The sequence below is a fragment of the Enterobacter sp. BWH52 genome (assembly GCF_001037565.1).
Lineage (GTDB): Bacteria > Pseudomonadota > Gammaproteobacteria > Enterobacterales > Enterobacteriaceae > Enterobacter > Enterobacter hormaechei_C.
Genome location: NZ_KQ089854.1, coordinates 913,983 through 939,324 on the forward strand (window position 1 = coordinate 913,983; position 25,342 = coordinate 939,324).

Genomic DNA, 25,342 nt, shown 5'->3' on the forward strand with positions numbered 1-25,342 from the left:
AATGACAGGAGTGTGACGCGTGCTGGAACGTCTGTCATGGAAAAGGCTCGTCTTTGAACTGATCTTATGCTGTATTCCGGCCCTCATTCTGGGGGCTATCTTTGGCTATCTGCCGTGGTTTTTACTGGTGGCCGTGACGGGATTGCTCGTCTGGCATTTCTGGAATTTACTGCGTCTTTCCTGGTGGCTGTGGGTCGACAGAAGTATGACACCCCCGCCGGGAAGCGGGAGCTGGGAACCGCTACTCTACGGCCTGCACCAGATGCAGATGCGTAATAAAAAGCGCCGTCGTGAGCTGGGAAGCCTGATCAAACGCTTTCGTAGCGGTGCGGAGTCGCTGCCGGACGCGGTGATCCTGACGACGGAAGAAGGGACCATCTTCTGGTGCAATGGCCTCGCACAGCAGCTGCTGGGCCTGCGCTGGCCGGATGATAACGGTCAGAACATCCTCAACCTTCTGCGTTATCCCGAGTTCACGCTGTATCTGAAAAAGCGGGATTTTTCGCGCCCGCACAATCTGAAGCTCAATAACGGTCGCCATCTGGAGATCCGCGTGATGCCCTACAGCGATCGGCAGTGGCTGATGGTGGCGAGGGACGTTACCCAGATGCACCAGCTTGAGGGCGCGAGACGTAACTTCTTTGCCAACGTCAGCCACGAGCTGCGTACGCCGTTGACGGTGCTTCAGGGCTACCTGGAGATGATGCAGGAGCAAACGCTTGAGGGGGCGCCGCGTGAGAAAGCGCTGCATACCATGAGGGAGCAGACGTTCCGCATGGAAGGGCTGGTCAAACAGCTGCTGACGCTTTCAAAAATTGAGGCTGCCCCGTCGCTGGCGCTAAATGACATCATTGATGTGCCGATGATGTTGCGGGTGGTGGAGCGCGAAGCCCAAACGCTGAGTCATAATCAGCACACCCTGAGTTTTGATGTTGATAACACGCTGAAAGTGCTCGGCAGTGAAGATGAGCTGCGAAGCGCTATCTCAAACCTGGTCTATAACGCCGTGAATCATACCCCGACAGGGACGCATATCGCGGTACGCTGGCAGCATACTCCGGCAGGGGCTGAGTTTAGCGTCGAGGACAACGGGCCGGGGATTGGGCCTGAACACCTCCCGCGTCTCACCGAACGGTTCTACCGGGTGGATAAGGCGCGCTCGCGGCAGACCGGCGGAAGCGGACTGGGGCTGGCAATTGTGAAGCATGCCGTCAGCCACCACGAAAGCCGGCTCAATATCGAAAGCACCCTCGGTAAGGGCACGCGCTTTAGCTTCGTGATTCCGGAACGATTAATTGCCAAAAAAAGCGCCTGACAGCGTGTGTGTCAGGCTACCTTTCCACGGGCCAGCGATTGCTGGCCCGTTTGCTTTGCAGTCAAGCGAAACGCGGATGAATATTATACGGCTGGTGCTTTTTTGTTCGCATGATTAGCCATGAGTTTTTCTTATACATGGCATATTATGTTGGTCTGGATTTTCATGCTGGCATATTGTTCTGGTTTTACGATCCCTTCTTGCCTTTAAACGTTATAAGCGTTTAAATTGCCCCCCATATACTGTCAGACCGACTGTATTTGCGTGGTAAATCGAAAAACTATTCTTCGCCACGCCAGGACGGGAGCATATCCCGCTGAAATTGAGCAAATTTTCCGCTGTATCGTCCCATCAGGGATGGCGAAAATCTCAACGTATTCAACACCACATCCACAGGCAGTAAGGTTTTATGACCCATCACTTGAAATCGCGTGACATTATCGCGCTGGGCTTTATGACATTTGCGCTGTTCGTTGGCGCAGGTAATATCATTTTTCCTCCAATGGTTGGCTTACAGGCGGGTGAACACGTCTGGACGGCTGCGTTTGGCTTCCTGCTTACTGCCGTGGGCCTGCCGGTACTGACCGTTATCGCGCTGGCGAAAGTCGGTGGCGGTGTGGACAGCCTCAGCACCCCGATTGGCAAAGTGGCTGGCGTTCTGCTGGCAACCGTCTGCTATCTGGCCGTTGGCCCGCTGTTCGCGACCCCGCGCACGGCGACCGTCTCCTTTGAAGTGGGTATCGCCCCGCTGACCGGTGACGGCGCGATGCCACTGTTTATTTACAGCCTCATTTACTTCGCCATCGTGATTCTGGTTTCTCTCTATCCGGGCAAACTGCTGGATACCGTGGGTAACTTCCTGGCACCGCTGAAAATTGTGGCGCTGATTGTGCTGGCGGTTGCGGCCATTGTCTGGCCTGCGGGGCCCATCAGCTCCGCGATGGACGCCTACCAGAACGCGGCGTTCTCAAACGGTTTCGTGAACGGCTATCTGACGATGGATACGCTTGGCGCGATGGTGTTTGGTATCGTTATCGTTAACGCCGCGCGCTCCCGTGGGGTGACCGAAGCGCGCCTGCTGACTCGTTACACTATCTGGGCTGGCCTGATGGCCGGTGTCGGCCTGACGCTGCTGTATCTGGCGCTGTTCCGTCTGGGTTCAGATAGCGCAACGCTGGTCGATCAGAGCGCAAACGGCGCGGCGATCCTGCATGCTTACGTGCAGCACACCTTTGGTGGTGCAGGCAGCATGCTGCTGGCGGCGCTGATTTTCCTGGCCTGTCTGGTGACGGCGGTGGGTCTGACCTGCGCCTGCGCGGAGTTCTTCGCTCAGTATCTGCCGCTCTCTTACCGCACGCTGGTGTTTATCCTCGGCATCTTCTCCATGGCGGTTTCAAACCTCGGTCTGAGCCACCTGATCCAGGTGTCAATTCCGGTGCTGACGGCTATCTATCCGCCATGTATCGTGCTGGTGGTGCTGAGCTTCACCCGCCCGTGGTGGCATAACTCGACGCGAATTATTGCGCCGGCCATGTTTATCAGCCTGATTTTTGGTATCCTTGACGGGATCAAAGCATCAGCATTTGCAGAAATCCTGCCAGCCTGGACACAGCGTCTGCCGCTGTCCGAGCAGGGCCTGGCCTGGCTGATGCCTTCCGTTGTAGCGCTGGTTCTTGCGATTATCTGGGACCGTGCGGCCGGGCGTCAGGTGACATCCAACGCCCATTAATCAACGGCAACAAATTGTTTAACCACGGGGCTTAAGGCCCCGTGGTTTTTTGTTTTTTTCGTGTTGAATGGCAAGATTTTAATGGAAAGCACTAACAAACTTAAACGTGGATTGAGCACCCGCCACATCCGCTTTATGGCGCTGGGCTCGGCTATCGGCACCGGTCTTTTTTATGGCTCGGCAGATGCCATCAAAATGGCCGGTCCAAGCGTTCTGCTGGCCTACATCATCGGCGGTGCCGCGGCCTATATCATCATGCGTGCGCTGGGGGAGATGTCGGTTCACAACCCGTCTGCCAGCTCGTTTTCACGCTATGCACAAGAGAACTTAGGCCCGCTGGCCGGGTTTATCACTGGCTGGACTTATTGCTTTGAAATCCTGATTGTCGCCATTGCCGATGTGACGGCGTTTGGCATCTATATGGGGGTCTGGTTCCCTGCCGTGCCGCACTGGATCTGGGTGCTGAGCGTGGTGCTGATTATCTGCGCCGTTAACCTGATGAGCGTGAAGGTGTTTGGCGAGCTGGAGTTCTGGTTCTCCTTCTTCAAGGTCGCGACCATTATCATCATGATCCTCGCCGGTTTCGGCATCATCATCTGGGGTATCGGCAACGGTGGGCAGCCAACCGGCATCCATAACCTGTGGAGCAACGGCGGCTTCTTTAGCAACGGCTGGCTCGGGATGGTCATGTCGCTCCAGATGGTCATGTTCGCCTATGGCGGAATCGAGATTATCGGCATCACCGCCGGGGAAGCGAAAGATCCGGAGAAGTCTATTCCGCGCGCCATCAACTCGGTGCCGATGCGTATCCTGGTGTTCTACGTGGGCACGCTGTTTGTGATTATGTCCATCTACCCGTGGAACCAGGTGGGCACCAACGGCAGCCCGTTTGTCCTGACTTTCCAGCATATGGGCATTGCGTTTGCCGCCAGCATTCTCAACTTTGTGGTGCTGACCGCCTCGCTGTCGGCCATCAACAGTGACGTGTTCGGCGTGGGCCGTATGCTGCACGGCATGGCGGAGCAGGGCAGTGCGCCGAAGGTGTTTGCCAAAACGTCGCGTCGCGGCACCCCGTGGGTAACGGTGCTGGTCATGACCGTGGCGCTGCTGTTCTCGGTTTACCTGAACTACATCATGCCGGAGAACGTCTTCCTGGTGATTGCGTCACTGGCGACCTTCGCCACCGTGTGGGTGTGGATCATGATCCTGCTGTCGCAGATTGCGTTCCGTCGCCGCCTGTCGCCAGAAGAGGCCAAAGCGCTGAAGTTTAAAGTGCCGGGCGGCGTGCCAACGACCATTGTCGGTCTGATCTTCCTGGTCTTCATCATTGGCCTGATTGGTTATCACCCGGATACCCGTATTTCCCTGTACGTGGGCTTCGCGTGGATCGTCCTGCTGCTGGTGGGCTGGATGTTTAAATGTCGCCGCGATCGTCAGCTGGCGGAAGCACAGTAACATTCTTTTCCCCTCTCCCCGTGGGAGAGGGTTAGGGTGAGGGCATCAGGCTGCACTGATGCCTCCTCCCCCGTCCTCCTCCCCCAATAAATCCCATCATGGTGAGCTATCCTTAATCACCCTGTGGCAAGGTGACGTCAATTTCATCAAAGGGGATTCGTGATGTTAAACGCCTGGCACCTTCCGGTTGCCCCATTTGTTAAGCAAAACAAAGACAACCTTGTGATTACGCTCTGGCTGGCAGGGGACAATCAGCCTGAACGTGTGACCCTGCGCGCCGAAGTGGATAACGAAGAAACGTCGCTGAAAATGCACAAAGTGCGCAGCCAGCCGCAGCCGGGCGTCACGGCGTGGCGGGCAAATATCGATTTGCGCAGCGGGCAACCGCGTCGCCGCTACGGCTTCAAGCTGCTGTGGAACAACCGCCAGCTGTGGTTTACCCCGCAGGGTTTCAGCCGTTTCCCTCCGGCCAGGCTGGAGCAGTTTGCCGTGGATCACCCGGATAACGGCCCGCAGTGGGTTAACGATCAGGTCTTTTACCAGATTTTCCCGGACCGCTTTGCGCGCAGTGAAAAGCGCACCGTCGATCAGGACAAGGTTTATTACCATCATGCGGTCGGTCACGACATCATTCTGAAAAAATGGGACGAGCCGCTGACCGCCCAGGCGGGGGGATCGACCTTTTACGGCGGCGATCTCGACGGTATCAGCGAAAAACTGCCGTACCTGAAAAAGCTCGGCGTGACGGCGCTGTACCTGAACCCGGTGTTTAAAGCGCCAAGCGTGCACAAATACGATACGCAGGACTACCGCCACGTTGACGAGCAGTTTGGCGGTGACGAAGCGCTGCTGCGGCTGCGGCACAACACGCAAAAAGAGGGTATGCGCCTGATCCTTGATGGCGTGTTCAATCACAGCGGTGATTCTCACGCGTGGTTTGACCGTCACAATCAGTCGATGGGCGGCGCATGCCATAATCCGGACTTACCGCAGCGTGACTGGTACAGTTTTGACGAGAATGGCCGCGCCCTGGACTGGCTGGGCTACCCGAGCCTGCCGAAGCTCGATTTCCAGTCGCCATCGCTGGTGAATGAGATCTACGGCGGCGACGACAGCATCGTGCGCCACTGGCTGAAAGCGCCGTGGAACATGGACGGCTGGCGGCTGGACGTGGTGCATATGCTGGGTGAAGCAGGCGGGGCGCGGAATAACCTTCAGCATGTCGCCGCCATTACCCGGTCGGCAAAAGCGGCCCGGTCGGAAGCATTCGTCTTCGGGGAGCACTTTGGCGACGCGCGTCAGTGGTTGCAGGCTGATGCAGAAGACGCGGCGATGAACTATCGCGGCTTCACCTTCCCGCTGTGGGGTTTCCTCGCTAACACCGATATCTCTTACGATCCGCAGCATATTGACGCCGAAACCTGCATGGCGTGGATGGAAAACTATCGCGCTGGCCTGTCGCATCAGCAGCAGCTGCGGATGTTTAACCAGCTCGACAGCCACGATACCGCACGCTTTAAATCGTTGCTGGGTAAGGATGTGGCGCGTCTGCCGCTGGCGGTGACCTGGCTCTTTACCTGGCCGGGCGTACCCTGCATCTACTATGGCGATGAAGTCGGGCTGGACGGCAACAACGATCCGTTCTGCCGTAAAACCTTCCCGTGGGAGCCTGAAAAGCAGGATCAGGATCTGTTCAGCCTCTACCAGCGCATGGCGACGCTGCGCAAGCAGAGCCAGGCCCTGCGATACGGGGGCTGTCAGGTGATGTACGCCCACGATAACGTGGTGGTGTTTGTCCGCGTCTATAACCAGCAGCGCGTGCTGGTGGCGATCAACCGGGGCGAGGCGTGTGAAGTCGTGCTGGAAGATTCACCGCTGCTGGCTGGTAAAATGTGGAAGAGCAAAGAGGGTAAAGCGACGTTCCAGGGGAGCGTGCTCACGCTGCCAGCGATCTCCGCTGCGGTCTGGTTCGGCAGCTAAGCGCAGGCAGAATGGTTTTCACCTTTTAAGATGGCGCAAATGCAACGATTTGTGTCAATCTTAACGGATCGTTTACGGTGAAGGTGGAAACATGGACGAGCTTTACATCCTTGGCTGTTTGTTCCTGGTTTTTGCGCTGGTCGTGGCACCCGTGCTCGCGGTGATAGGCTTTAACCGAAGCACGGCGGCGCGGCAGGAGATCGCCCGGCTTCGCCAGCGCATTGAGGCGCTCGAGCAGCGTAGTGTGGCTGAGAAAGCACCGGAGCAGGTGCAGACCGCCGCGCCGGTGAAGACGCCAGCGCCGGTGTCAGAGGCCGTTAACGCACCTGTCGATCCCTGGCGTCCCGAACCGCCCGTCACTGAAGCAGAGCCTGTGCCTGTACCGGCGGCAAAACGTCCTTCCGCCTTTGGCGGCATCCTGTCCTCGCTGACGCGCTGGTTTATGCAGGGCAATCCGCTGGCAAAACTGGGGATTGTACTGCTCTTCCTCGGCCTCTCTTTCCTGCTGCGCTATACCGTTGAACATTCACTGTTTCCGCTTGAGCTGCGTCTTGCCGCCACGGCGCTGTTTGCCATGGTTCTGCTGGCCGTTGGATGGCGGCTGCGGCACAGGCAGCGGATCTACGCGCTGATCCTCCAGGGCGGAGCGACCGGCGTGCTTTATCTGACCGTCTTTGGCGCATTCCGGCTGTGGCAGATGCTGCCGATGACGCTGGCGTTTACGCTGCTGGTGGTGATTTGCGCGGCGAGCGTCGGGCTGGCCGTGCTGCAAAAGGCGCTGAGCCTTGCCATGCTGGCGAGCCTCGGCGGATATCTTGCGCCGCTGCTCCTGTCTACCGGGGGCGGTAGCTTTGTGGCGCTATTCTCCTTCTATCTCCTGCTGTCCATCGGCATTCTCGTCATCAGCATCTGGCAGCACTGGCGCGAGCTCAACCTGCTCGGGCTGCTCTTCACGTTTGGCGTTGGCGGGGTGTGGGGACTGAGCGACTACCAGCCGGAAGACTATGTTATTTGTCAGCTGTTCCTGATTGCCAATACGCTTATTTTTGGCGTGTTTAGCGTGGCGCTGTCGCTGCGGGCGCAGGAAAAAGGCAAACAGATTATTGACGGCGTACTGCTGTTTGCTCCGCCGCTGATTGGTTTTGGGATGCAGTATGGCATGACGTCTCACTGGACGTACGGCCCGGCGCTAAGCGCGCTGGGCTATGGTGCGTTTTACCTCTCGCTGGCGTTTCTCGCGCTGCGGCGTTACCCCTCCATCGGACGACCGCTGGTTATGGCGGCGCTGGCGATCGGCGGCGGGTTTGCCACGCTTGCCATTCCGCTGGCGCTTTCAGCGCGCTGGACGGCGATGGCCTGGGCGCTGGAAGGGCTGGGTATTCTTTGGTTGGGCGTGCAACAGCAGCAGCGGCGCATGAGCTATAGCGGGACGGCGTTGCTGGTGCTGGCGCTCGGCAGCGCGATATGGGCGCAAATGGACGGCGTCACTTCGCTGAGCCTCCTGCTTATTTTCGCAGTGCTCAGTCTTTGCTGGCTGGCTGCGGCCTGGCTGTGGCAGAAAATCGCGCTGCCGGGCAGCTGGGCATTGCTGGCCGGTGGGTTGCTGTTCTGGTTAGTGGCGTTGCTGGGCGCGTCGCAGTTGTTCCTGAAGCAGGAGTTATCGCTTCTGGCAGGCGTGCTGGCGCTGACGGCGGCGTCGGCCTGGGGATGGCGGCAGGCTGCCGCTCGTCTGGCATGGTGGGAGCTGGATGCCAGCAAATGGCTGCTGTGGCCGGTGATGCTGCTGATGGTGCTGTATCAGGTCTCGCACCAGCAGATTCTGGCGGCCGGCTGGGCAAATCTGGCCTGGGCTATCGCGCTGCCTGCCGCCCTGATGCTGCTGCGGCGCGACGAAGATAAACTTCTGCCGCGCATCTCAATGGGGCTGCATCTGTCGCTGTTGTGGATGATTTTACTCGCCCTTGCCGCCGAGCTTTACTGGTTTGCCCGCTCCCTGCCATGGGGCATGGCGGCCTGGGGAAGCGGCATTGCGATGGCTGTCGGCGGTGGGGTGATTATGGCGCTCTCCGCGGCCGTACGGCGTCGCGGATGGCCTTTCCGGGTATGGCCTGCGCTCTACGCCTGCCTTGCCGCGATCCCTGTGGTTGTGGCGCTGGTGGTATTGCTGGTCGTGACCAATTTCCAGGACGGTGTGGTCTATCGACAGACCTGGCTGCCGCTGGTGAACCCGCTTGAGGAAGGGGCGGCGTTCGCGCTGCTGGGGCTGGTAGTATTTTATCGGGCAGTGGATCGCTACTATCCGGCATCGCTTGCGCAGTCCCGACCTTGGCCCGCCGTTGTGCTGATGGCGCTTGGCTTCTGGTGGCTCAACGGCGCGTTGCTGCGTGCGCTGGCGTGGTACGGCGAGGTGGCCTGGAACATGGAATCGCTGTGGCATTCGCGGCTTATTCAGACCACCTTTGCCCTGTTCTGGATGTTCTGCGCGCTGGTGGTGATGATCCGCGCCACCCGTCAGGCCTCCCGTCAGCAGTGGCTTGGCGGTGCGGCGCTGCTGGGGGTGGTGATGCTCAAACTGATGCTGGTGGACAGCGCGGGCGGTGGCGGCCTGGCGCGCGCCGTCGCGTTTATTGGCGTGGCGATCCTGGTCCTGATTGTGGGCTATTTCTCGCCGCTACCGCCTAAAGCAGGAGAAGAAAAATGAGATGGATGAATGCGGTTGTTTATGCAGCACTGCTGGCCATGGCCGGTCCGGCATTCAGCGAGGGCGCGCCAGCGGAATCCCCGCGGGATTATGCCTACGGCCTGTCCCTTGATACCTCTGCCTCTTCGCCGTGGTATCGGGTCATGCTGCCGCTGGCGATTTATCAGCAGAGCACATCGCCCGATCTGCACGACGTGCGCGTGTTTAATCAGTCGGGAGAGCCTGTACCGTTCAGCCTGGTTACTACGACGCGTCCGCAGCCGGCACCGACCACCACGGCGCTGCGCCTTTTTGCGCTTAACGCCTCGCCGGGCGGGGAAGAGGACAGCGGCGATAAAATTATGCTACGGGCCAGAAACGGTGTGGAAATTGTGCTGGAAGGGCAACACGCTGCGGCTGCCGGACAGCACTATCTGCTGACCCTGCCGGAAAACGCGATGGAGGTTCCGCTCTCTCAGCTCCAGCTTTTCTGGGACACGCCGCAGGGCTCGTGGCAGGGAACGGCATCGGTCTATTACAGCGAGGATCTGAAAAACTGGTATACCTTGCGCGAAGAGATGCCCCTGCTGGACGTGATGAGTGGACAGGATCGCCTGAAGCTCGACCGCATCGATACCGATCTGGTGTTATCACCTGAGGCGAATCGCTATCTGCTGCTGGTGCTGAACACGGGACGTTCTGCCCTGACGTTAACCGGCGTCAACGCGATTAACGCGCCTGCGCAGCCGGAATCAGAGCACATTAGCCTGGCGGGAGAGGGGGAGCGGTTATCCGAAAGTGAAGCCGTGTGGCGCTGGAAACATCCGCAGCCTCTGAGTGCGATCGCCTTCATGCTGAATGGCGACGGCGTTCTCCCGGCAGAAATAGCCTGGCGGGGGGCGGATAAGGATCGGTGGCATACGCTGAAAAAAGAGGTGATCTACCAGCTCGGCGGCAAAACGTCTGAACCTGTTCCGCTCCCTGGCGGGCTGGTCGAGGCGGTAAAAATCAAGACCCTCAATGCGCGTTTGCCCGAGAACCTGCCGGGCGTGATAGGGCAGCGCGTGCGCTACGATCTGGTGTTTAACGCGCAGGGGAAGGGGCCGTACCTGCTCGCGTGGGGGAACGGGGCTGCGAAACCGGCGAGCGTGGAGACGGATATGCTGATCCCGACCGAACTGCGTAAAACCTACGATCTGGCAGCCTTGCCGATGGCGGATACGCTGGAACCTGTCCCGCTGGGGGGCGAGGCGCGTTTAACCGCGACGTCTGCGGCTGAGCAGGAAAGCAGAATGAAAACGCTGATGGTCTGGGGCGTACTGATTGCGGGGGTGATGGTGCTTGCGGGTATGGCATGGCGCATCTGGCGCGAGGTAAAAAAAGACGGCGCAGCATAAGCCATAAAAAAACCCGCGTATTCGCGGGTTTTTTCGTAAACCGTGCCGATTACAGGCTGGATACGTTCTCAGACAGGTATTTAGCTACGCCGTCTGGGGAAGCCGCCATACCTTCTTTACCTTTTTCCCACTGAGCCGGGCACACTTCACCGTGCTCTTCGTGGAACTGGAGCGCGTCAACCATGCGCAGCATTTCGTCAATGTTACGACCCAGCGGCAGATCGTTCACAACCTGGTGACGAACGATGCCGTTTGCATCGATCAGGAAAGAACCACGCAGTGCAACGCCAGCGTCCGGATGTTCGATACCGTAAGCCTGCTGGATTTCGCGTTTGATGTCCGCAACCATCGCGTATTTCACCGCACCGATGCCGCCGTTTTCGACAGGGGTGTTACGCCATGCGTTGTGTACAAATTCAGAGTCGAAGGAGACGCCAACCACTTCCACGCCACGCTTCTGGAATTCTTCGTAACGTTTGTCGAACGCGATCAGCTCAGACGGGCAAACGAAAGTGAAGTCCATTGGCCAGAAGAACAGAACGGTCGCTTTACCGTTGGTATGCTGTTTGAAGTTGAAGTTTTCAACGATTTCACCATTGCCCAGAACGGCGGCAGCTGTAAAATCCGGAGCCGGACGAGTTACCAGAACCATATGATTCTCCTGTAGATACTAAGGTTATTTGGAACGCAACGCGGGCCAGTATAGAGGCAGTACGGGAATAAGACAAAGAGGTGGTAACAATCGTTCCACCAGCTTTTACCTATCAATCATACCGGCATCACAGTTCTTTATTTTTCGCCTGCGTCATCATACGCGGGTAGAACTGCCAGAAGCGGGTTTCCAGCGCATCGTAATGTTCATCCAGGTCATGCCATGAGTCGCGCAGCGCGTCCAGACGCGGTCGACGGCTCGCCATGCCGTTCAGGACGTTCTGAATGAAATCCATCTCGCGGTATCGCTCCAGCCAGCGTTCAGACCAGAGATAGTTATTCAGATTCACAAAGCGCGGCGGGGAGTCCGGCAAAATGATCGACACCTGCGCGTGGGCGTAGCGCACAAACTCAGGCAGCGACATATCAGGCGACAGCTGCGGCCAGTGGCGCGACAGGAAATGATCCCACATGACGTCGAGCGTGATCGGCGCCACCCGTCGCGTTTCGGGGCGGAACCAGGTTTTGGCTTCCGTCACTTCCGGCAGGTTATCGGTCAGCACGTCGATGCGGCGGTGCATAAAAATCCCGTCGACAACCTCAGGGGAATACTCTTCCGCCGGGTTGCCGCGTACAAAATCGGCCAGCAAATTGCCGGAGAGGGAGCTGTCCGCGAGGTGAGCGAGATGCAGGTGAGCGAGAAAATTCATGCGTTTTCGTTGTCCGGTGGCGGCTAGTTGTTGCAGCAAAAGGGTGTGAGCACTAGACTATGCCGCCTGTTTTTAAGTCACGAGTATACGTCATGCGCGTCGCCGATTTCTCCTTTGAACTACCTGAATCCCTGATTGCTCACTACCCCATGCCTGAGCGTAGCAGCTGTCGCTTGCTGTCACTGGACGGGCCAACGGGCGCGCTGACGCACGGTACTTTCACCGATCTGCTCGACAAGCTCAACCCTGGCGATCTGCTGGTCTTTAATAATACCCGCGTGATCCCGGCGCGTCTGTTTGGCCGTAAAGCCAGCGGCGGCAAGATTGAGGTGCTGGTCGAACGTATGCTCGATGATAAACGTATTCTGGCACATATTCGCGCCTCCAAAGCGCCTAAGCCGGGCGCGGAGCTGCTGCTGGGGGATGACGAGAGCATCAAAGCGACCATGACCGCGCGTCACGACGCGCTGTTCGAGGTGGAGTTCAACGACGAACGCACGGTGCTTGATATCCTCAACGCCATCGGCCACATGCCGCTGCCGCCGTACATTGAACGCCCGGACGAAGAGGCCGACCGCGAGCTGTATCAGACCGTCTACAGCCAGAAGCCGGGTGCGGTGGCGGCGCCAACGGCGGGCCTGCACTTTGATGAACCGCTGCTGGAAAAGCTGCGCGCCAAGGGCGTTGAGATGGCCTTCGTGACGCTGCACGTCGGCGCGGGGACGTTCCAGCCGGTACGCGTGGACAGCATCGAAGATCACATCATGCACTCTGAGTACGCCGAAGTGCCGCAGGAGGTGGTGGATGCGGTGCTGGCGGCGAAAGCGCGCGGAAGCCGCGTCGTGGCCGTCGGTACAACGTCGGTACGTTCCCTTGAGAGCGCCGCGCAGGCCGCGAAAAGCGAGCTGATTGAACCGTTCTTTGGCGATACGCAGATTTTTATCTACCCGGGCTATCAGTACAAAGTCATTGATGCGCTGGTGACCAACTTCCATCTGCCTGAATCGACGCTGATTATGCTGGTTTCCGCGTTTGCGGGGTATCAGCATACGATGAACGCCTACAAGTCTGCGGTAGAACAAAAATATCGCTTTTTTAGCTACGGTGACGCGATGTTTATCACGTACAATCCGCAGGCTTTGAATGAGCGTGTCGGGGAATAAGTCCGCGGCACTGTGTTACAACGTTGGACTGTTTTTCTGACGTCGGAGAAAAAATGAAATTTGAACTCGATACCACCGATGGTCGCGCGCGTCGCGGTCGTCTGGTGTTTGATCGCGGCGTGGTAGAAACCCCCGCGTTTATGCCTGTGGGCACGTACGGCACCGTAAAAGGAATGACGCCGGAAGAAGTTGAAGCCACTGGCGCACAGATTATCCTCGGCAACACCTTCCACCTGTGGCTGCGTCCAGGCCAGGAGATCATGAAGCTCCACGGCGATCTGCACGACTTCATGCAGTGGAAAGGCCCCATCCTCACCGACTCCGGCGGTTTCCAGGTCTTCAGCCTGGGCGATATCCGTAAGATCACTGAGCAGGGCGTACACTTCCGTAACCCGATCAACGGCGATCCAATCTTCCTCGATCCAGAAAAATCCATGGAGATTCAGTACGATCTCGGCTCCGATATCGTAATGATCTTCGACGAATGTACGCCATACCCGGCGGACTGGGACTACGCCAAGCGTTCTATGGAGATGTCCCTGCGTTGGGCGAAGCGTAGCCGCGACCGTTTTGACTCCCTGCAAAACAAAAATGCGCTGTTCGGCATTATCCAGGGCAGCGTTTACGAAGATTTACGCGATATCTCGGTTAAAGGTCTGGTAGAGATAGGCTTTGATGGCTACGCTGTCGGCGGTTTGGCTGTGGGTGAGCCGAAGGAAGATATGCACCGCATTCTGGAGCATGTCTGCCCGCAAATCCCGGCGGATAAACCACGATACCTGATGGGTGTGGGTAAACCAGAAGATCTGGTGGAAGGCGTACGTCGCGGCATTGATATGTTCGACTGCGTTATGCCAACCCGAAACGCGCGTAACGGTCATCTGTTCGTTACCGATGGCGTGGTGAAAATCCGTAACGCGAAGCATAAGAGTGACACCAGCCCGCTCGATTCCGAGTGCGATTGCTATACCTGTCGCAATTATTCTCGCGCGTACCTGCATCATCTCGATCGTTGCAACGAGATTTTGGGGGCGCGTCTCAATACCATTCATAATCTTCGTTATTATCAGCGCTTAATGGCTGGTTTACGTAAGGCTATCGAAGAGGGTAAATTAGAGAGCTTCGTGACCGATTTCTACCAACGTCAGGGGCGGGATGTTCCACCGTTGAACGTTGATTAATTTTAATAATGAGGGAATTTGAATGAGCTTTTTTATTTCTGATGCGGTAGCAGCAACGGGTGCACCAGCGCAGGGCAGCCCGATGTCTCTGATTCTGATGCTGGTTGTGTTCGGTCTGATCTTCTACTTCATGATCCTGCGTCCACAGCAGAAGCGTACTAAAGAGCACAAAAACCTGATGAACTCCATCGCGAAGGGCGATGAAGTCCTGACCAATGGTGGCCTGGTGGGTCGCGTAACCAAAGTAGCGGAAAACGGCTACATTGCTATCGCCCTCAACGACACCACTGAAGTGGTTATCAAACGTGACTTCGTAGCTGCCGTTCTGCCGAAAGGCACCATGAAGGCGCTGTAATCCCAACTTTTCCCAAAGGGAACTGCCGTGTTAAACCGTTATCCTTTGTGGAAGTACATCATGCTGGTCGTCGTGATTATCGTCGGCCTGCTGTACGCGCTTCCCAACCTGTATGGTGAGGATCCGGCCGTTCAAATCACTGGCGCGCGCGGTGTCGCCGCCAGTGAGCAAACGCTGATCCAGGTCCAGAAAACGTTACAAGAAGAAAAAATTACCGCTAAGTCTGTGGCACTGGAAGAGGGCGCAATTCTTGCTCGCTTCGACACCACCGACACGCAGCTCCGCGCACGTGAAGCGCTGATGGGCGTGCTGGGTGATAAATATGTCGTGGCGCTTAACCTTGCTCCTGCAACCCCACGCTGGCTGGCTGCGCTGAACGCAGAGCCAATGAAACTGGGTCTTGACCTGCGTGGCGGCGTTCACTTCCTGATGGAAGTGGATATGGATACCGCGCTCGGCAAGCTACAGGAACAGAATATCGACAGCCTGCGCAGCGATCTGCGCGATAAGGGCATTCCGTACACCACCGTACGTAAAGAAGATAACTACGGCATGAGCATCACGTTCCGCGACAGCGCGGCACGCGATCAGGCTGTGACCTATCTGTCTCAGCGTCACCGCGATCTGGTTATCACCTCTCAGGGCAGCAATCAGCTGCGTGCGGTAATGACCGACGCGCGTCTGAGTGAAGCACGTGAATACGCCGTTCAGCAGAACATTAACATTCTGCGTAACCGTGTAAACCAGCTGGGCGTGGCTGAGCCACTGGTACAGCGTCAGGGTGCAGACCGTATCGTGGTCGAACTGCCGGGTATCCAGGATACCGCCCGTGCGAAAGAGATTCTGGGCGCGACGGCGACCCTGGAGTTCCGTCTGGTTAACTCCAACGTTGACCAGGCTGCTGCGGCTTCAGGCCGTGTGCCGGGCGATTCCGAAGTGAAGCAGACCCGCGAAGGCCAGCCGGTTGTGCTGTACAAACGCGTGATCCTGACCGGTGACCATATCACCGACTCCACTTCAAGCCAGGATGAGTACAACCAGCCGCAGGTTAACATCTCGCTGGATAGCGCAGGTGGCAACATCATGTCTAACTTCACCAAGGACAACATCGGCAAGCCGATGGCGACCCTGTTCGTGGAGTACAAAGACAGCGGTAAGAAAGACGCCAATGGCCGTGCCGTGCTGGTGAAAGAGGAAGAGGTGATTAACATCGCCAACATCCAGTCTCGTCTGGGTAACAGCTTCCGTATTACCGGTATCAGCAACCCGAACGAAGCGCGTCAGCTCTCTCTGCTGCTGCGTGCCGGTGCGCTGATTGCGCCAATTCAGATTGTTGAAGAACGTACCATCGGTCCAACCCTGGGTATGCAGAACATCAAACAGGGTCTGGAAGCGTGTCTGGCCGGTCTGGCGGTGTCCATCATCTTCATGATCTTCTTCTATAAGAAGTTCGGCCTGATTGCGACCTCCGCGCTGATTGCCAACCTGGTGCTGATCATCGGTATCATGTCCCTGCTGCCAGGGGCGACGCTAACCATGCCAGGTATCGCGGGTATCGTTCTAACCCTTGCGGTGGCGGTCGACGCCAACGTACTGATAAACGAACGTATCAAAGAAGAGCTGAGCAACGGTCGTTCTGTACAGCAGGCGATTGAAGAAGGCTACAAAGGGGCGTTCAGCTCCATCTTCGATGCGAACGTAACAACACTGATTAAGGTTCTTATCCTGTATGCAGTGGGTACTGGCGCGATCAAAGGCTTTGCGATTACTACCGGTATCGGTGTCGCAACGTCGATGTTTACCGCTATTGTCGGCACCCGTGCCATCGTGAACCTGCTGTACGGCGGCAAGCGCGTCAAAAAGCTGTCTATCTGAGGAGTGCGTTGTGGCACAGGAATATACTGTTGAACAATTGAACCACGGCCGTAAAGTCTGGGACTTTATGCGCTGGGACTACTGGGCCTTCGGCATTTCAGGTTTTCTGCTGATCTTGTCCATCGTCATTATGGGCGTGAAAGGCTTTAACTGGGGCCTGGATTTCACCGGTGGTACGGTGATCGAAATTACCCTGGAAAAACCGGTCGATATGGACCAGATGCGTGAGTCTCTGCAAAAAGCGGGCTTTGAAGAGCCGCTGCTACAGAACTTCGGCAGCAGCCGCGACATCATGGTGCGTATGCCGCCGGTACACGATGCCAACGGCAGCCAGGAGTTGGGCAGCAAGGTCGTTCAGGTTATTAACGAAACGACCAGCCAGGACGCAACGGTTAAGCGTATTGAGTTTGTCGGCCCGAGCGTTGGTGCTGACCTGGCGCAGACCGGTGCGATGGCGCTGCTTGTGGCGCTGATCTCGATCCTGATTTACGTCGGTTTCCGCTTTGAGTGGCGACTGGCGGCAGGCGTGGTTATCGCCCTGGCGCACGACGTGGTGATCACCATGGGCATACTGTCCCTCTTCCACATTGAGATTGACCTGACGATTGTGGCATCCCTGATGTCCGTTATCGGTTACTCACTGAACGACAGTATCGTGGTATCTGACCGTATTCGTGAAAACTTCCGTAAGATCCGTCGCGGCACGCCGTACGAAATCTTTAACGTGTCGTTGACCCAGACGCTGCACCGTACGTTGATCACCTCCGGCACCACCCTGATGGTGATCCTGATGCTGTTCCTGTTCGGTGGCCCGGTGCTGGAAGGCTTCTCGCTGACCATGCTGATCGGTGTGTCTATCGGTACGGCCTCGTCTATCTACGTCGCGTCCGCGCTGGCGCTGAAGCTGGGCATGAAGCGCGAGCATCTGATCCAGCAGAAAGTCGAGAAAGAAGGGGCGGATCAGCCGTCCATTCTGCCGTAAGCGTCTTATGCGGTATCGAAATCCCGGCCTGCTGGCCGGGATTTTTTTGTCTGCATCTCACAAACACTCCTGACAGTATGCTGTCAGGAGCCCTGTCGTAGACTCCTTCTGAACCCTAACAACAGGCAGGAGGACGTATGAAAAGTGTCATTAACTGGTTTGAAATTCCGGTCGCCGATATGGATCGCGCCATCAAATTTTATGAGTCGGTGATGCAGGTCGCGCTGCGGCGCGAGAAGATGGACGTGGCTGAGCTGGCGGTTTTCCCGCACGAGGATCCGGCCACCGGCGGCGCGCTGGCGAAATTTGACGGCGTTACACCCTCTTCGCAGGGCGCTATTATTTACCTGCATACTGACAATCTGGCGGCCACGCTCGATCGTATTGCTTCTGCGGGCGGTGAGTGCGTGTTTGGCCCGCTGGAACTGCCGCAAGGCATTGGCACTATAGCCCTGTTTACCGACAGCGAAGGTAATCGCGTCGGCCTCCATCAACCGGTATGAGAGTAAACCGATGACCCGACGCGCTGACCGTTTGTTCCAGATTGTGCAGATCCTGCGGGGCAGGCGTCTGACAACGGCAGCGCATCTGGCGGAAAGGCTTGGCGTGTCCGAGCGCACGGTGTACCGCGATATCCGCGACCTGTCGCTTTCCGGCGTGCCGGTGGAAGGCGAGGCGGGAAGCGGATATCGGCTAATGTCGGGTTTTGATTTACCCCCGTTGATGCTGACCAACAAGGAGTCCGAGGCGCTGATGGTGGCGATCCGTCTGCTCAAAACCTGGGGCGGGGAATCGCTGTCGCGCGAGCTGGAGTCGGCCCAGGAAAAAGTGCTGGCGATCCTGCCAGAAGAGAGCCGCCGCAAAGCTGAACAGACGCGAATTTACGCACCGGATATTGCCCTTCAGCCACACTCCCGTAGTGGTTTTGACGTAATCCACCAGGCAATTTCTGCCCTGCGTGTGCTGGCGCTGCACTATCGCGATGAAGCCGGGCAGTTAACCTGGCGTGAGGTTCAGCCGCTGGGGCTGTTCTTCTGGGGTGAGCACTGGCTGCTGGCGGCATGGTGTGAACGGCGCGATGACTACCGCTGCTTCCGTCTCGACCGGTGTTTGCATATTACGCTGACGGAAAGACGCTTTAGCGAAAGCGCGGACAGGTCTTTGGCGGATTTTTTGCGCAAGGTGAAGCAGTAAAAAGCCGGGTGGCGAGGTAAAAGCAAAACGGCAACGATGTTGCCGTTTTTTGTGTTTGCGCCCTCTCCCGTGGGAGAGGGAAGGGGTGAGGGCACCAGCCCGCACAATCCCGCACTAATTAGAAGTTGTAACCCACGACCAGGTAACCGCCCCAACCGGTAGAACGAACGCTGAAGTCGCCGTTGCCGAAGTTCAGGCTGGCGTCGTCGTTCCACTGACCACCGTTGTGCCAGTAACGCGCAACAACAGAGTAGTGCCAGTGATCGTAGTTCAGCGCCAGGATGTGGCTGGACGCGATGGAGTCGTTAGTGCGCGCTTTTCTGCCGTTCAGGTCGCGGAAATCGTTATCGCCCAGGTCTGAACCCCAGTCAAAGTTGGTGAAGCCGATATAGCTCAGGTTGCCGCCCCACAGTTGGGTAATTGGCACAAAGTATTTCACTTTGAAACGGTAGCCATCCCACTCGTTCTCGTTCGCAGCGCCGTAGTTCTGCCACTGGTATTTTGCGTAGACGTTCATGGACAGGCTCATCGGCAGGCCAGTCTCAATGTCTGTACCCAGACCCATATACCAGGTGCTCTGGCGACCGGACTTGTTGCGGCCCATGTCGTAGATGTAGTTGTTTGCGAAATACCACTCTTTGAACGGACCAAACGCCAGGCTGGTACCAGTCAGTTTATCAATGGAGAAGCGTGGTTCGATCTCCATGAACAGTGGGGAACCGTGGTTCCAGATACCTTTCGCGTCGGTGTTACCGCCGAAGAATACCGGTGCGTCCATGTAGCCATAGAAATCAAACCAGTCTTTTTTAGCGAATGCTTCGTACTCGAGGTAAGTATCGTTACGGATCTGCGGTCCGAAACGGGTATGGTAGCTGCCTACCACGTTAACGCTCTGGTGCCACCAGTCGGAGAGGTATTGTGGTTTGTCGTTTTCCGCTGCGTTAACAGTGAAAGAGGAGGACAGTGCCAGAACTGCACCGGCTGCGAGTAATGTTTTTTTCATAATCATGCCACTGATTGAAATTCCCTTCCGGGAGTGAAAAATGCGCGAATTGCGTTTCTAAATATTTCGTGTTTCTGCGGAGCCTATTATAGGAATCCTTGCTCACAAAAATATGTGTTGTTTCACATATCTCTCACATACGTAATCGATTGCGTTCACGTTTGCGTACTTTAGACGGGCGCGATTGTAGCGGCAATCATTTATGTTGCCAATCCATACGAAATGTAAATGTTAGCGGAGTGACATTTCACTCCGCTAAAAGGGCGGGTTATTGCGCGGCGGGTTGAATGTCGTGAATACGGATAAAGCCCAGCTGTTCTGGCGTCAGTCCGCTCAGCTGGAGCGGGATGTCAACATCGCTCGGCGCCAGCGTGCTGGCGGGGGCGGTGAAGAGCTGATTCTTCACGTTCACTTCCTGATAGCTCTCCGTGGTGCCCTGAATCTGGCCCCACTCTACGGTGCCGCTGAACGCGGGCAGCGGATCGTTGGACTCACCCTGAATGCGTAATGTTGCGCGAGTACCATCGGCATTCGCTGCAACATTCACCAGAGACATCTTTAGCGTGCCAATCTGGCTGTTCAGACGCGCGGGCGTGTTTGCACCTGGCAATAAATAAACGCCATTGCTGGATTTGGCATTCAGCGCGTTCTGCTGGGTGATCTTCACGGTTTCTTTATTAAGTTTGTCCATCGCCACGTTAAGCGTATTCACGCTTTGTTTCATCTCGCGGACTTCGCTTTGCTGTGCGCAGGCGCTAAGCGTGAACAGGCTCCCCACCAGCACTATTTTCAGGTAACGTCTTGTCATTGCGTTTAATTCCTTGAAATCACAGATTGCTGCAATGGTAGACAGGATAGTGCCGTCAGGCATAGATCCTTTGTCTCAAAAAGCTCTTCCTTTGTTGTCGGGCCAGTTCAGGGTAAAATAGAAATCAGTTAACCAGATAACAGGGACATCGTATGCATTGCCCATTTTGCTCCGCTGTGGATACCAAAGTCATCGACTCACGTCTTGTAGGCGAAGGGTCTTCCGTGCGTCGTCGTCGGCAGTGTCTGGTGTGCAACGAGCGTTTTACCACCTTCGAGGTGGCAGAGTTGGTAATGCCGCGCGTGGTAAAAAGTAACGATGTGCGCGAACCGTTCAATGAAGAAAAACTGCGTAGCGGGATGCTCAAGGCGCTGGAAAAACGGCCCGTCAGCTCCGATGACGTCGAAATGGCGTTAAACCACATTAAATCTTATCTGCGGGGGTTAGGTGAGCGCGAAGTGCCGAGCAAAATGATCGGCAATCTGGTGATGGAACAGCTGAAAAAGCTCGATAAAGTCGCCTATATCCGCTTTGCCTCCGTTTACCGCAGCTTCGAAGACATCAAAGAGTTTGGCGAAGAGATCGCCCGCTTACAGGATTAAGACCATGCACGACGAGATGTACATGGCGCGAGCCATGAAGCTGGCGCAGCGCGGTCGGTTTACCACTCACCCTAACCCCAATGTCGGGTGCGTCATTGTTAAAGATGGTGAGATCGTGGGGGAAGGTTTTCACTATCGCGCAGGCGAGCCGCATGCTGAAGTGCATGCCTTGCGCATGGCGGGGGAGAAAGCGCGTGGCGCGACGGCCTATGTGACGCTGGAGCCATGCAGCCACCATGGGCGTACGCCGCCGTGCTGTGAAGCGCTGATTGCGGCGGGCGTCTCGCGCGTTGTCGCCGCCATGCAGGATCCTAACCCGCAGGTAGCGGGCCGCGGACTGTATCGTCTGCAACAGGAAGGAATCGACGTCAGCCACGGCCTGATGATGCAGGATGCGGAAGCCCTGAATAAAGGCTTCCTGAAGCGTATGCGCACCGGCTTCCCGTTTATCCAGCTTAAGCTTGGCGCGTCACTGGATGGCCGCACGGCGATGGCGAACGGCGAGAGCCAGTGGATCACCTCGCCACAGGCAAGGCGCGATGTGCAACGTCTGCGCGCGCAAAGCCATGCTATTCTCACCAGCAGTGAAACGGTACTGGCTGACGATCCGGCCATGACCGTACGCTGGGAAGAGCTGAATGCAGATACGCAGGCGCTCTATCCGCAGGAGAACCTGCGTCAGCCGCTGCGCATTATTATTGATAGCCAGAACCGCGTGACGCCGGAGCACCGCATCGTGCAGCAGCCGGGGGAAACCTGGATTGCACGCACCAAAGAAGATACGCGCGAATGGCCGCAAGGCGTGCGCAGCATTACGGTGCCGGAACATAACGGGCATCTGGATCTGGTGGTGCTGATGATGTTGCTCGGCAAACAGCAGGTCAACAGTATCTGGGTTGAAGCCGGTCCGACGCTCGCCGGCGCACTGCTTCAGGCGGGGCTGGTGGATGAGCTTCTCGTCTACGTTGCGCCTAAACTGTTAGGTAACGACGCGCGCGGCCTGTTTGTGCTGCCCGGCCTTGAAAAACTGGCCGATGCGCCGCAACTCTCATTCAGTGAGATTCGTCCGGTAGGCCCGGATGTCTGCCTCCATTTAACGACAGCGTAATTGCTCCTGAAATAGGGAAGCAGTACGCAAAGTATTATGATAAAATCCGCCCCCCTGCGGGGCCAAATGAACCCGTAAAGGAAGAGTATGAACATTATTGAAGCTGCTGTAGCTACCCCGGACGCTCGCGTCGCCATCACCATTGCGCGTTTCAACAACTTCATCAATGATAGCCTGCTGGAAGGTGCGGTTGACGCCCTGAAACGTATCGGCCAGGTTAAAGATGACAACATTACCGTCGTTTGGGTACCAGGTGCTTACGAACTGCCACTGGCAGCGGGCGCGCTGGCGAAAACCGGTAAATACGACGCGGTGATTGCGCTGGGTACTGTTATTCGTGGCGGCACTGCGCACTTCGAATACGTTGCGGGCGGTGCAAGCAATGGTCTGGCGCACGTTGCGCAGGATGCTGAAATTCCTGTCGCGTTCGGCGTGCTGACCACCGAAAGTATTGAACAAGCCATCGAACGTGCTGGCACCAAAGCCGGTAACAAAGGTGCAGAAGCTGCACTGACCGCGCTTGAAATGATCAATGTATTGAAAGCCATCAAGGCCTGATTTTTTTGTAAGGGGAATTCCGTGAAACCTGCTGCTCGTCGCCGCGCCCGTGAATGTGCCGTCCAGGCACTTTACTCCTGGCAGTTGTCCCAGAACGACATCGCTGATGTTGAATACCAGTTCCTGTCAGAACAGGACGTGAAAGACGTTGACGTTCTGTACTTCCGTGAACTGCTGTCGGGAGTGGCGACTAATAGCGCGTATCTCGATGGTCTGATGAAGCCATACCTGTCCCGTCTGCTCGAAGAGCTGGGCCAGGTCGAAAAAGCAGTGTTGCGTATCGCGCTGTTTGAGCTGTCTAAACGTGATGATGTGCCGTACAAAGTGGCCATCAACGAAGCGATCGAACTGGCGAAAACCTTCGGCGCTGAAGACAGCCACAAGTTTGTTAACGGCGTGCTGGATAAAGCCGCACCTGCGATCCGTCCCCACAAAAAGTGATCCGCAAACCGGAGTTCTGCATTGCCTGACGGGCAGTGTGGCTCCGGTTTTTTCTTTTATTTGCTGAGGCATAACGTATGGCATGTGGCGAATTCTCCCTGATTGCCCGTTATTTCGACCGTGTCAGAACCTCTCGTCTTGATGTTGAAACCGGCATCGGCGATGACTGCGCACTTCTCAATATTCCCGAAAAACAGACGCTGGCAATCAGCACCGACACCTTAGTGTGTGGGCGACATTTCCTGCCCGACATCGATCCTGCCGATCTGGCGTATAAAGCACTGGCGGTTAACGTCAGCGATCTGGCGGCAATGGGCGCCGACCCGGCCTGGCTGACGCTGGCTCTGACCTTGCCAGAGGTGGATGAAGCCTGGCTTGAAGCCTTCAGCGATGCCCTGTTTGAGCAGCTGAATTATTACGATATGCAGCTGATTGGCGGTGATACCACTGCCGGTCCGCTGTCGATGACCCTGGCAATCCACGGCTATGTGCCTGCCGGGCGCGCGCTGAAACGTTCGGGCGCAAAACCGGGCGACTGGATCTACGTGACCGGTACGCCGGGGGATAGCGCGGCAGGGCTGGCAATCCTTCAGAACCGTTTAACGGTTGAAGATGCTGACGATGCGGCGTACCTGGTGAAGCGCCATCTCCGGCCCACGCCGCGTATTTTGCACGGCCAGGCGCTGCGCGAGCGGGCCAGTTCGGCTATCGATTTGTCTGACGGGCTGATCTCCGATCTCGGCCATATCCTGAAAGCCAGCGGCGTGGGCGCGCGGATCGATCTGGATCTGTTTCCTCTGTCAGAGCCGTTGCGTCGCCATGCCGAGCCTGAGCAGGCGCTGCGATGGGCGTTATCCGGTGGAGAAGATTATGAGCTGTGCTTCACGGTGCCTGAGCTGAATCGCGGAACACTGGATGTGGCGTTAGCGCATCTGGGGGCGAAATTTACCTGCATCGGGCAGGTGATGCCGGAAAGTGAAGGGCTGCTGTTTGTCCGCGACGGCGCCCCGGTTACGCTTGACTGGAAAGGGTACGATCACTTCGCGTAATTTTGTGCGCTCTGTATTGCCGGGTGGCGCTGCGCTTACCCGGCCTACGGATTTTGTTCCCTGAATTGTTTATTTAAACCCTACCACCGGATGTTGCTGATACGGCGTCTCCAGCTCGGCAATCTGCTCCGGCGTCAACGATAAGTCCACCGCACTCAACAACTCATCCAGCTGTTCTTCCCGCGATGTGCCCACAATCGGCGCGGCGACACCGCGCTTGCTCAGCAGCCACGCCAGTGCCACCTGCGCGCGCGTTGCACCGATATCGTCGGCGATCCCGGCTAAGCGTTCGGCAATTAACGCATCGCTGGTTTCTGTATCGTCATACAGGTTTTTACCCACTTCGTCCGATACCAGCCGGGCGGTGGTTTCGCCCCACGGACGGGTTAACCTTCCGCGCGCCAGCGGGCTCCACGGGATCACCGCCACGCCTTCCTGGTAGCAGAGCGGCAGCATCTCGCGCTCTTCTTCCCGGTAAATCAGGTTGTAGTGATCCTGCATGGTGACAAAGCGCGCCCAGCCGTGCTGTGCCTGGAGATCGAGCGCCTGGGCAAACTGTGAGGCATGCATGGACGATGCGCCGATGTAGCGCGCTTTACCGGCTTTCACGACGTCGTTCAACGCTTCAAGCGTCTCTTCGATCGGGGTGTTGTAATCCCAGCGGTGGATTTGCAGCAGGTCGACGTAATCCATGTTCAGGCGTCTGAGGCTGTCATCAATAGAACGCAGGATCTGCGCGCGAGAAAGGCCTTCCGCCAGGTCGCCTGACGGGTAGTACACCTTAGTGGCGACCACAACGTCATCACGACGGGCAAAATCTCGCAGGGCGCGGCCAACAATCTCTTCGCTGCTGCCGTCGGAGTAGCTGTTGGCGGTATCGAAGAAGTTGATGCCGCCGTCAATGGCGCGCTTGATGATGGGGCGGCTGCTCTCTTCCGGCAGCGTCCAGGCATGATTTCCCCGGTCAGGCTCGCCAAACGTCATGCATCCCAGGCAAAGCCGGGACACCTTAAGGTCCGTTTTTCCTAATGTCGTGTATTGCATGGTTCCGCTCCTGCTGTTTAAACAATACGTTTAAGCATAGCAGGAGCAGAAAAGGGGAGGGA

23 protein-coding genes are annotated in these 25,342 nt (G+C 57.0%); 18 read left to right on the top strand and 5 right to left on the bottom strand.

What is annotated here, in order from left to right:
• The first annotated feature begins 19 nt into the window (after positions 1–19).
• The 6 genes from phoR to SK47_RS04320 all read left to right on the top strand — a co-directional run bounded on the left by phoR (position 20) and on the right by SK47_RS04320 (position 10,556).
• Complete coding sequence (gene phoR, locus SK47_RS04295) at positions 20–1,315, top strand: phosphate regulon sensor histidine kinase PhoR (RefSeq protein WP_003859119.1); 1,296 nt, start codon at positions 20–22, stop codon at positions 1,313–1,315.
• A gap of 409 nt (positions 1,316–1,724) precedes the next feature.
• On the top strand, positions 1,725–3,044 hold the full coding sequence (gene brnQ / locus SK47_RS04300) for a branched-chain amino acid transporter carrier protein BrnQ (protein ID WP_003859118.1): 1,320 nt from the start codon (positions 1,725–1,727) through the stop codon (positions 3,042–3,044).
• An 81-nt stretch (positions 3,045–3,125) separates the two neighbouring features.
• On the top strand, positions 3,126–4,499 hold the full coding sequence (gene proY, locus SK47_RS04305; protein WP_003859117.1) for a proline-specific permease ProY: 1,374 nt from the start codon (positions 3,126–3,128) through the stop codon (positions 4,497–4,499).
• Between the two features lie 162 nt (positions 4,500–4,661).
• A complete protein-coding gene (gene malZ / locus SK47_RS04310; RefSeq protein ID WP_048243538.1) occupies positions 4,662–6,479 on the top strand; it encodes a maltodextrin glucosidase in 1,818 nt (605 codons plus the stop codon).
• A 91-nt stretch (positions 6,480–6,570) separates the two neighbouring features.
• Positions 6,571–9,180: a DUF2339 domain-containing protein gene (locus tag SK47_RS04315; RefSeq protein WP_048241312.1), complete on the top strand. Its 2,610-nt coding sequence runs from the start codon at positions 6,571–6,573 to the stop codon at positions 9,178–9,180.
• Positions 9,177–10,556 carry a DUF3999 domain-containing protein gene (locus SK47_RS04320; RefSeq protein ID WP_048243540.1) on the top strand — a complete coding sequence of 460 codons (1,380 nt, stop codon included), beginning with the start codon at positions 9,177–9,179 and terminating at the stop codon, positions 10,554–10,556. The genes SK47_RS04315 and SK47_RS04320 overlap by 4 nt, the downstream gene beginning before the upstream one ends.
• 49 nt (positions 10,557–10,605) lie before the next feature.
• Here SK47_RS04320 and SK47_RS04325 read toward each other — a convergent pair whose 3' ends face one another.
• Both SK47_RS04325 and acpH read right to left on the bottom strand, forming a co-directional pair.
• On the bottom strand, positions 10,606–11,208 hold the full coding sequence (locus SK47_RS04325; protein WP_003859113.1) for a peroxiredoxin C: 603 nt from the start codon (positions 11,206–11,208) through the stop codon (positions 10,606–10,608).
• A gap of 127 nt (positions 11,209–11,335) precedes the next feature.
• A complete protein-coding gene (acpH, locus tag SK47_RS04330) occupies positions 11,336–11,917 on the bottom strand; it encodes an ACP phosphodiesterase (protein ID WP_023315511.1) in 582 nt (193 codons plus the stop codon).
• Between the two features lie 92 nt (positions 11,918–12,009).
• Between acpH and queA the strand changes: the two genes are divergently transcribed.
• The 7 genes from queA (at position 12,010) to SK47_RS04365 (ending at position 18,667) form a co-directional block, all read left to right on the top strand.
• Complete coding sequence (gene queA / locus SK47_RS04335; RefSeq protein ID WP_003859111.1) at positions 12,010–13,080, top strand: tRNA preQ1(34) S-adenosylmethionine ribosyltransferase-isomerase QueA; 1,071 nt, start codon at positions 12,010–12,012, stop codon at positions 13,078–13,080.
• Positions 13,081–13,133: 53 nt separating this feature from the next.
• Positions 13,134–14,261 carry a tRNA guanosine(34) transglycosylase Tgt gene (tgt, locus tag SK47_RS04340; RefSeq protein ID WP_003859110.1) on the top strand — a complete coding sequence of 376 codons (1,128 nt, stop codon included), beginning with the start codon at positions 13,134–13,136 and terminating at the stop codon, positions 14,259–14,261.
• A 22-nt stretch (positions 14,262–14,283) separates the two neighbouring features.
• Entirely contained in the window at positions 14,284–14,616 is a 333-nt protein-coding gene (yajC, locus tag SK47_RS04345) for a preprotein translocase subunit YajC (protein WP_003859109.1), read from the top strand.
• Positions 14,617–14,643: 27 nt separating this feature from the next.
• Positions 14,644–16,491, top strand: coding sequence for a protein translocase subunit SecD (secD, locus tag SK47_RS04350; RefSeq protein ID WP_003859106.1), 1,848 nt, complete (start codon positions 14,644–14,646; stop codon positions 16,489–16,491).
• A gap of 10 nt (positions 16,492–16,501) precedes the next feature.
• A complete protein-coding gene (gene secF, locus SK47_RS04355) occupies positions 16,502–17,473 on the top strand; it encodes a protein translocase subunit SecF (protein WP_003859105.1) in 972 nt (323 codons plus the stop codon).
• Between the two features lie 137 nt (positions 17,474–17,610).
• Positions 17,611–17,976: a VOC family protein gene (locus tag SK47_RS04360; RefSeq protein ID WP_023315514.1), complete on the top strand. Its 366-nt coding sequence runs from the start codon at positions 17,611–17,613 to the stop codon at positions 17,974–17,976.
• 10 nt (positions 17,977–17,986) lie between these two features.
• Complete coding sequence (locus tag SK47_RS04365; protein ID WP_006809913.1) at positions 17,987–18,667, top strand: helix-turn-helix transcriptional regulator; 681 nt, start codon at positions 17,987–17,989, stop codon at positions 18,665–18,667.
• A 118-nt stretch (positions 18,668–18,785) separates the two neighbouring features.
• Here the strand turns inward: SK47_RS04365 and SK47_RS04370 are convergent, their stop codons facing one another.
• Complete coding sequence (locus tag SK47_RS04370) at positions 18,786–19,670, bottom strand: nucleoside-specific channel-forming protein Tsx (RefSeq protein WP_032610182.1); 885 nt, start codon at positions 19,668–19,670, stop codon at positions 18,786–18,788.
• A 268-nt stretch (positions 19,671–19,938) separates the two neighbouring features.
• The gene (locus SK47_RS04375) at positions 19,939–20,478 is read right to left on the bottom strand and encodes a SadB/YajI family lipoprotein (protein ID WP_003859100.1); all 540 of its coding nucleotides are present in this window, start codon (positions 20,476–20,478) and stop codon (positions 19,939–19,941) included.
• Positions 20,479–20,630: 152 nt separating this feature from the next.
• Here SK47_RS04375 and nrdR point away from each other — a divergent pair, with 152 nt between their 5' ends.
• The 5 genes from nrdR to thiL all read left to right on the top strand — a co-directional run bounded on the left by nrdR (position 20,631) and on the right by thiL (position 24,236).
• Positions 20,631–21,080, top strand: coding sequence for a transcriptional regulator NrdR (gene nrdR, locus SK47_RS04380; RefSeq protein WP_003859099.1), 450 nt, complete (start codon positions 20,631–20,633; stop codon positions 21,078–21,080).
• A 4-nt stretch (positions 21,081–21,084) separates the two neighbouring features.
• Positions 21,085–22,188, top strand: a complete 1,104-nt coding sequence (ribD, locus tag SK47_RS04385; protein ID WP_022650459.1) for a bifunctional diaminohydroxyphosphoribosylaminopyrimidine deaminase/5-amino-6-(5-phosphoribosylamino)uracil reductase RibD — start codon at positions 21,085–21,087, stop codon at positions 22,186–22,188.
• A gap of 87 nt (positions 22,189–22,275) precedes the next feature.
• Entirely contained in the window at positions 22,276–22,746 is a 471-nt protein-coding gene (gene ribE / locus SK47_RS04390; protein WP_003859098.1) for a 6,7-dimethyl-8-ribityllumazine synthase, read from the top strand.
• 21 nt (positions 22,747–22,767) lie between these two features.
• Positions 22,768–23,187 carry a transcription antitermination factor NusB gene (gene nusB, locus SK47_RS04395; protein WP_006809908.1) on the top strand — a complete coding sequence of 140 codons (420 nt, stop codon included), beginning with the start codon at positions 22,768–22,770 and terminating at the stop codon, positions 23,185–23,187.
• 77 nt (positions 23,188–23,264) lie between these two features.
• Positions 23,265–24,236 carry a thiamine-phosphate kinase gene (thiL, locus tag SK47_RS04400; RefSeq protein ID WP_023315516.1) on the top strand — a complete coding sequence of 324 codons (972 nt, stop codon included), beginning with the start codon at positions 23,265–23,267 and terminating at the stop codon, positions 24,234–24,236.
• Between the two features lie 69 nt (positions 24,237–24,305).
• Here thiL and SK47_RS04405 read toward each other — a convergent pair whose 3' ends face one another.
• Positions 24,306–25,280: an aldo/keto reductase gene (locus SK47_RS04405; RefSeq protein ID WP_023315517.1), complete on the bottom strand. Its 975-nt coding sequence runs from the start codon at positions 25,278–25,280 to the stop codon at positions 24,306–24,308.
• Between the last annotated feature and the right edge of the window lie 62 nt (positions 25,281–25,342).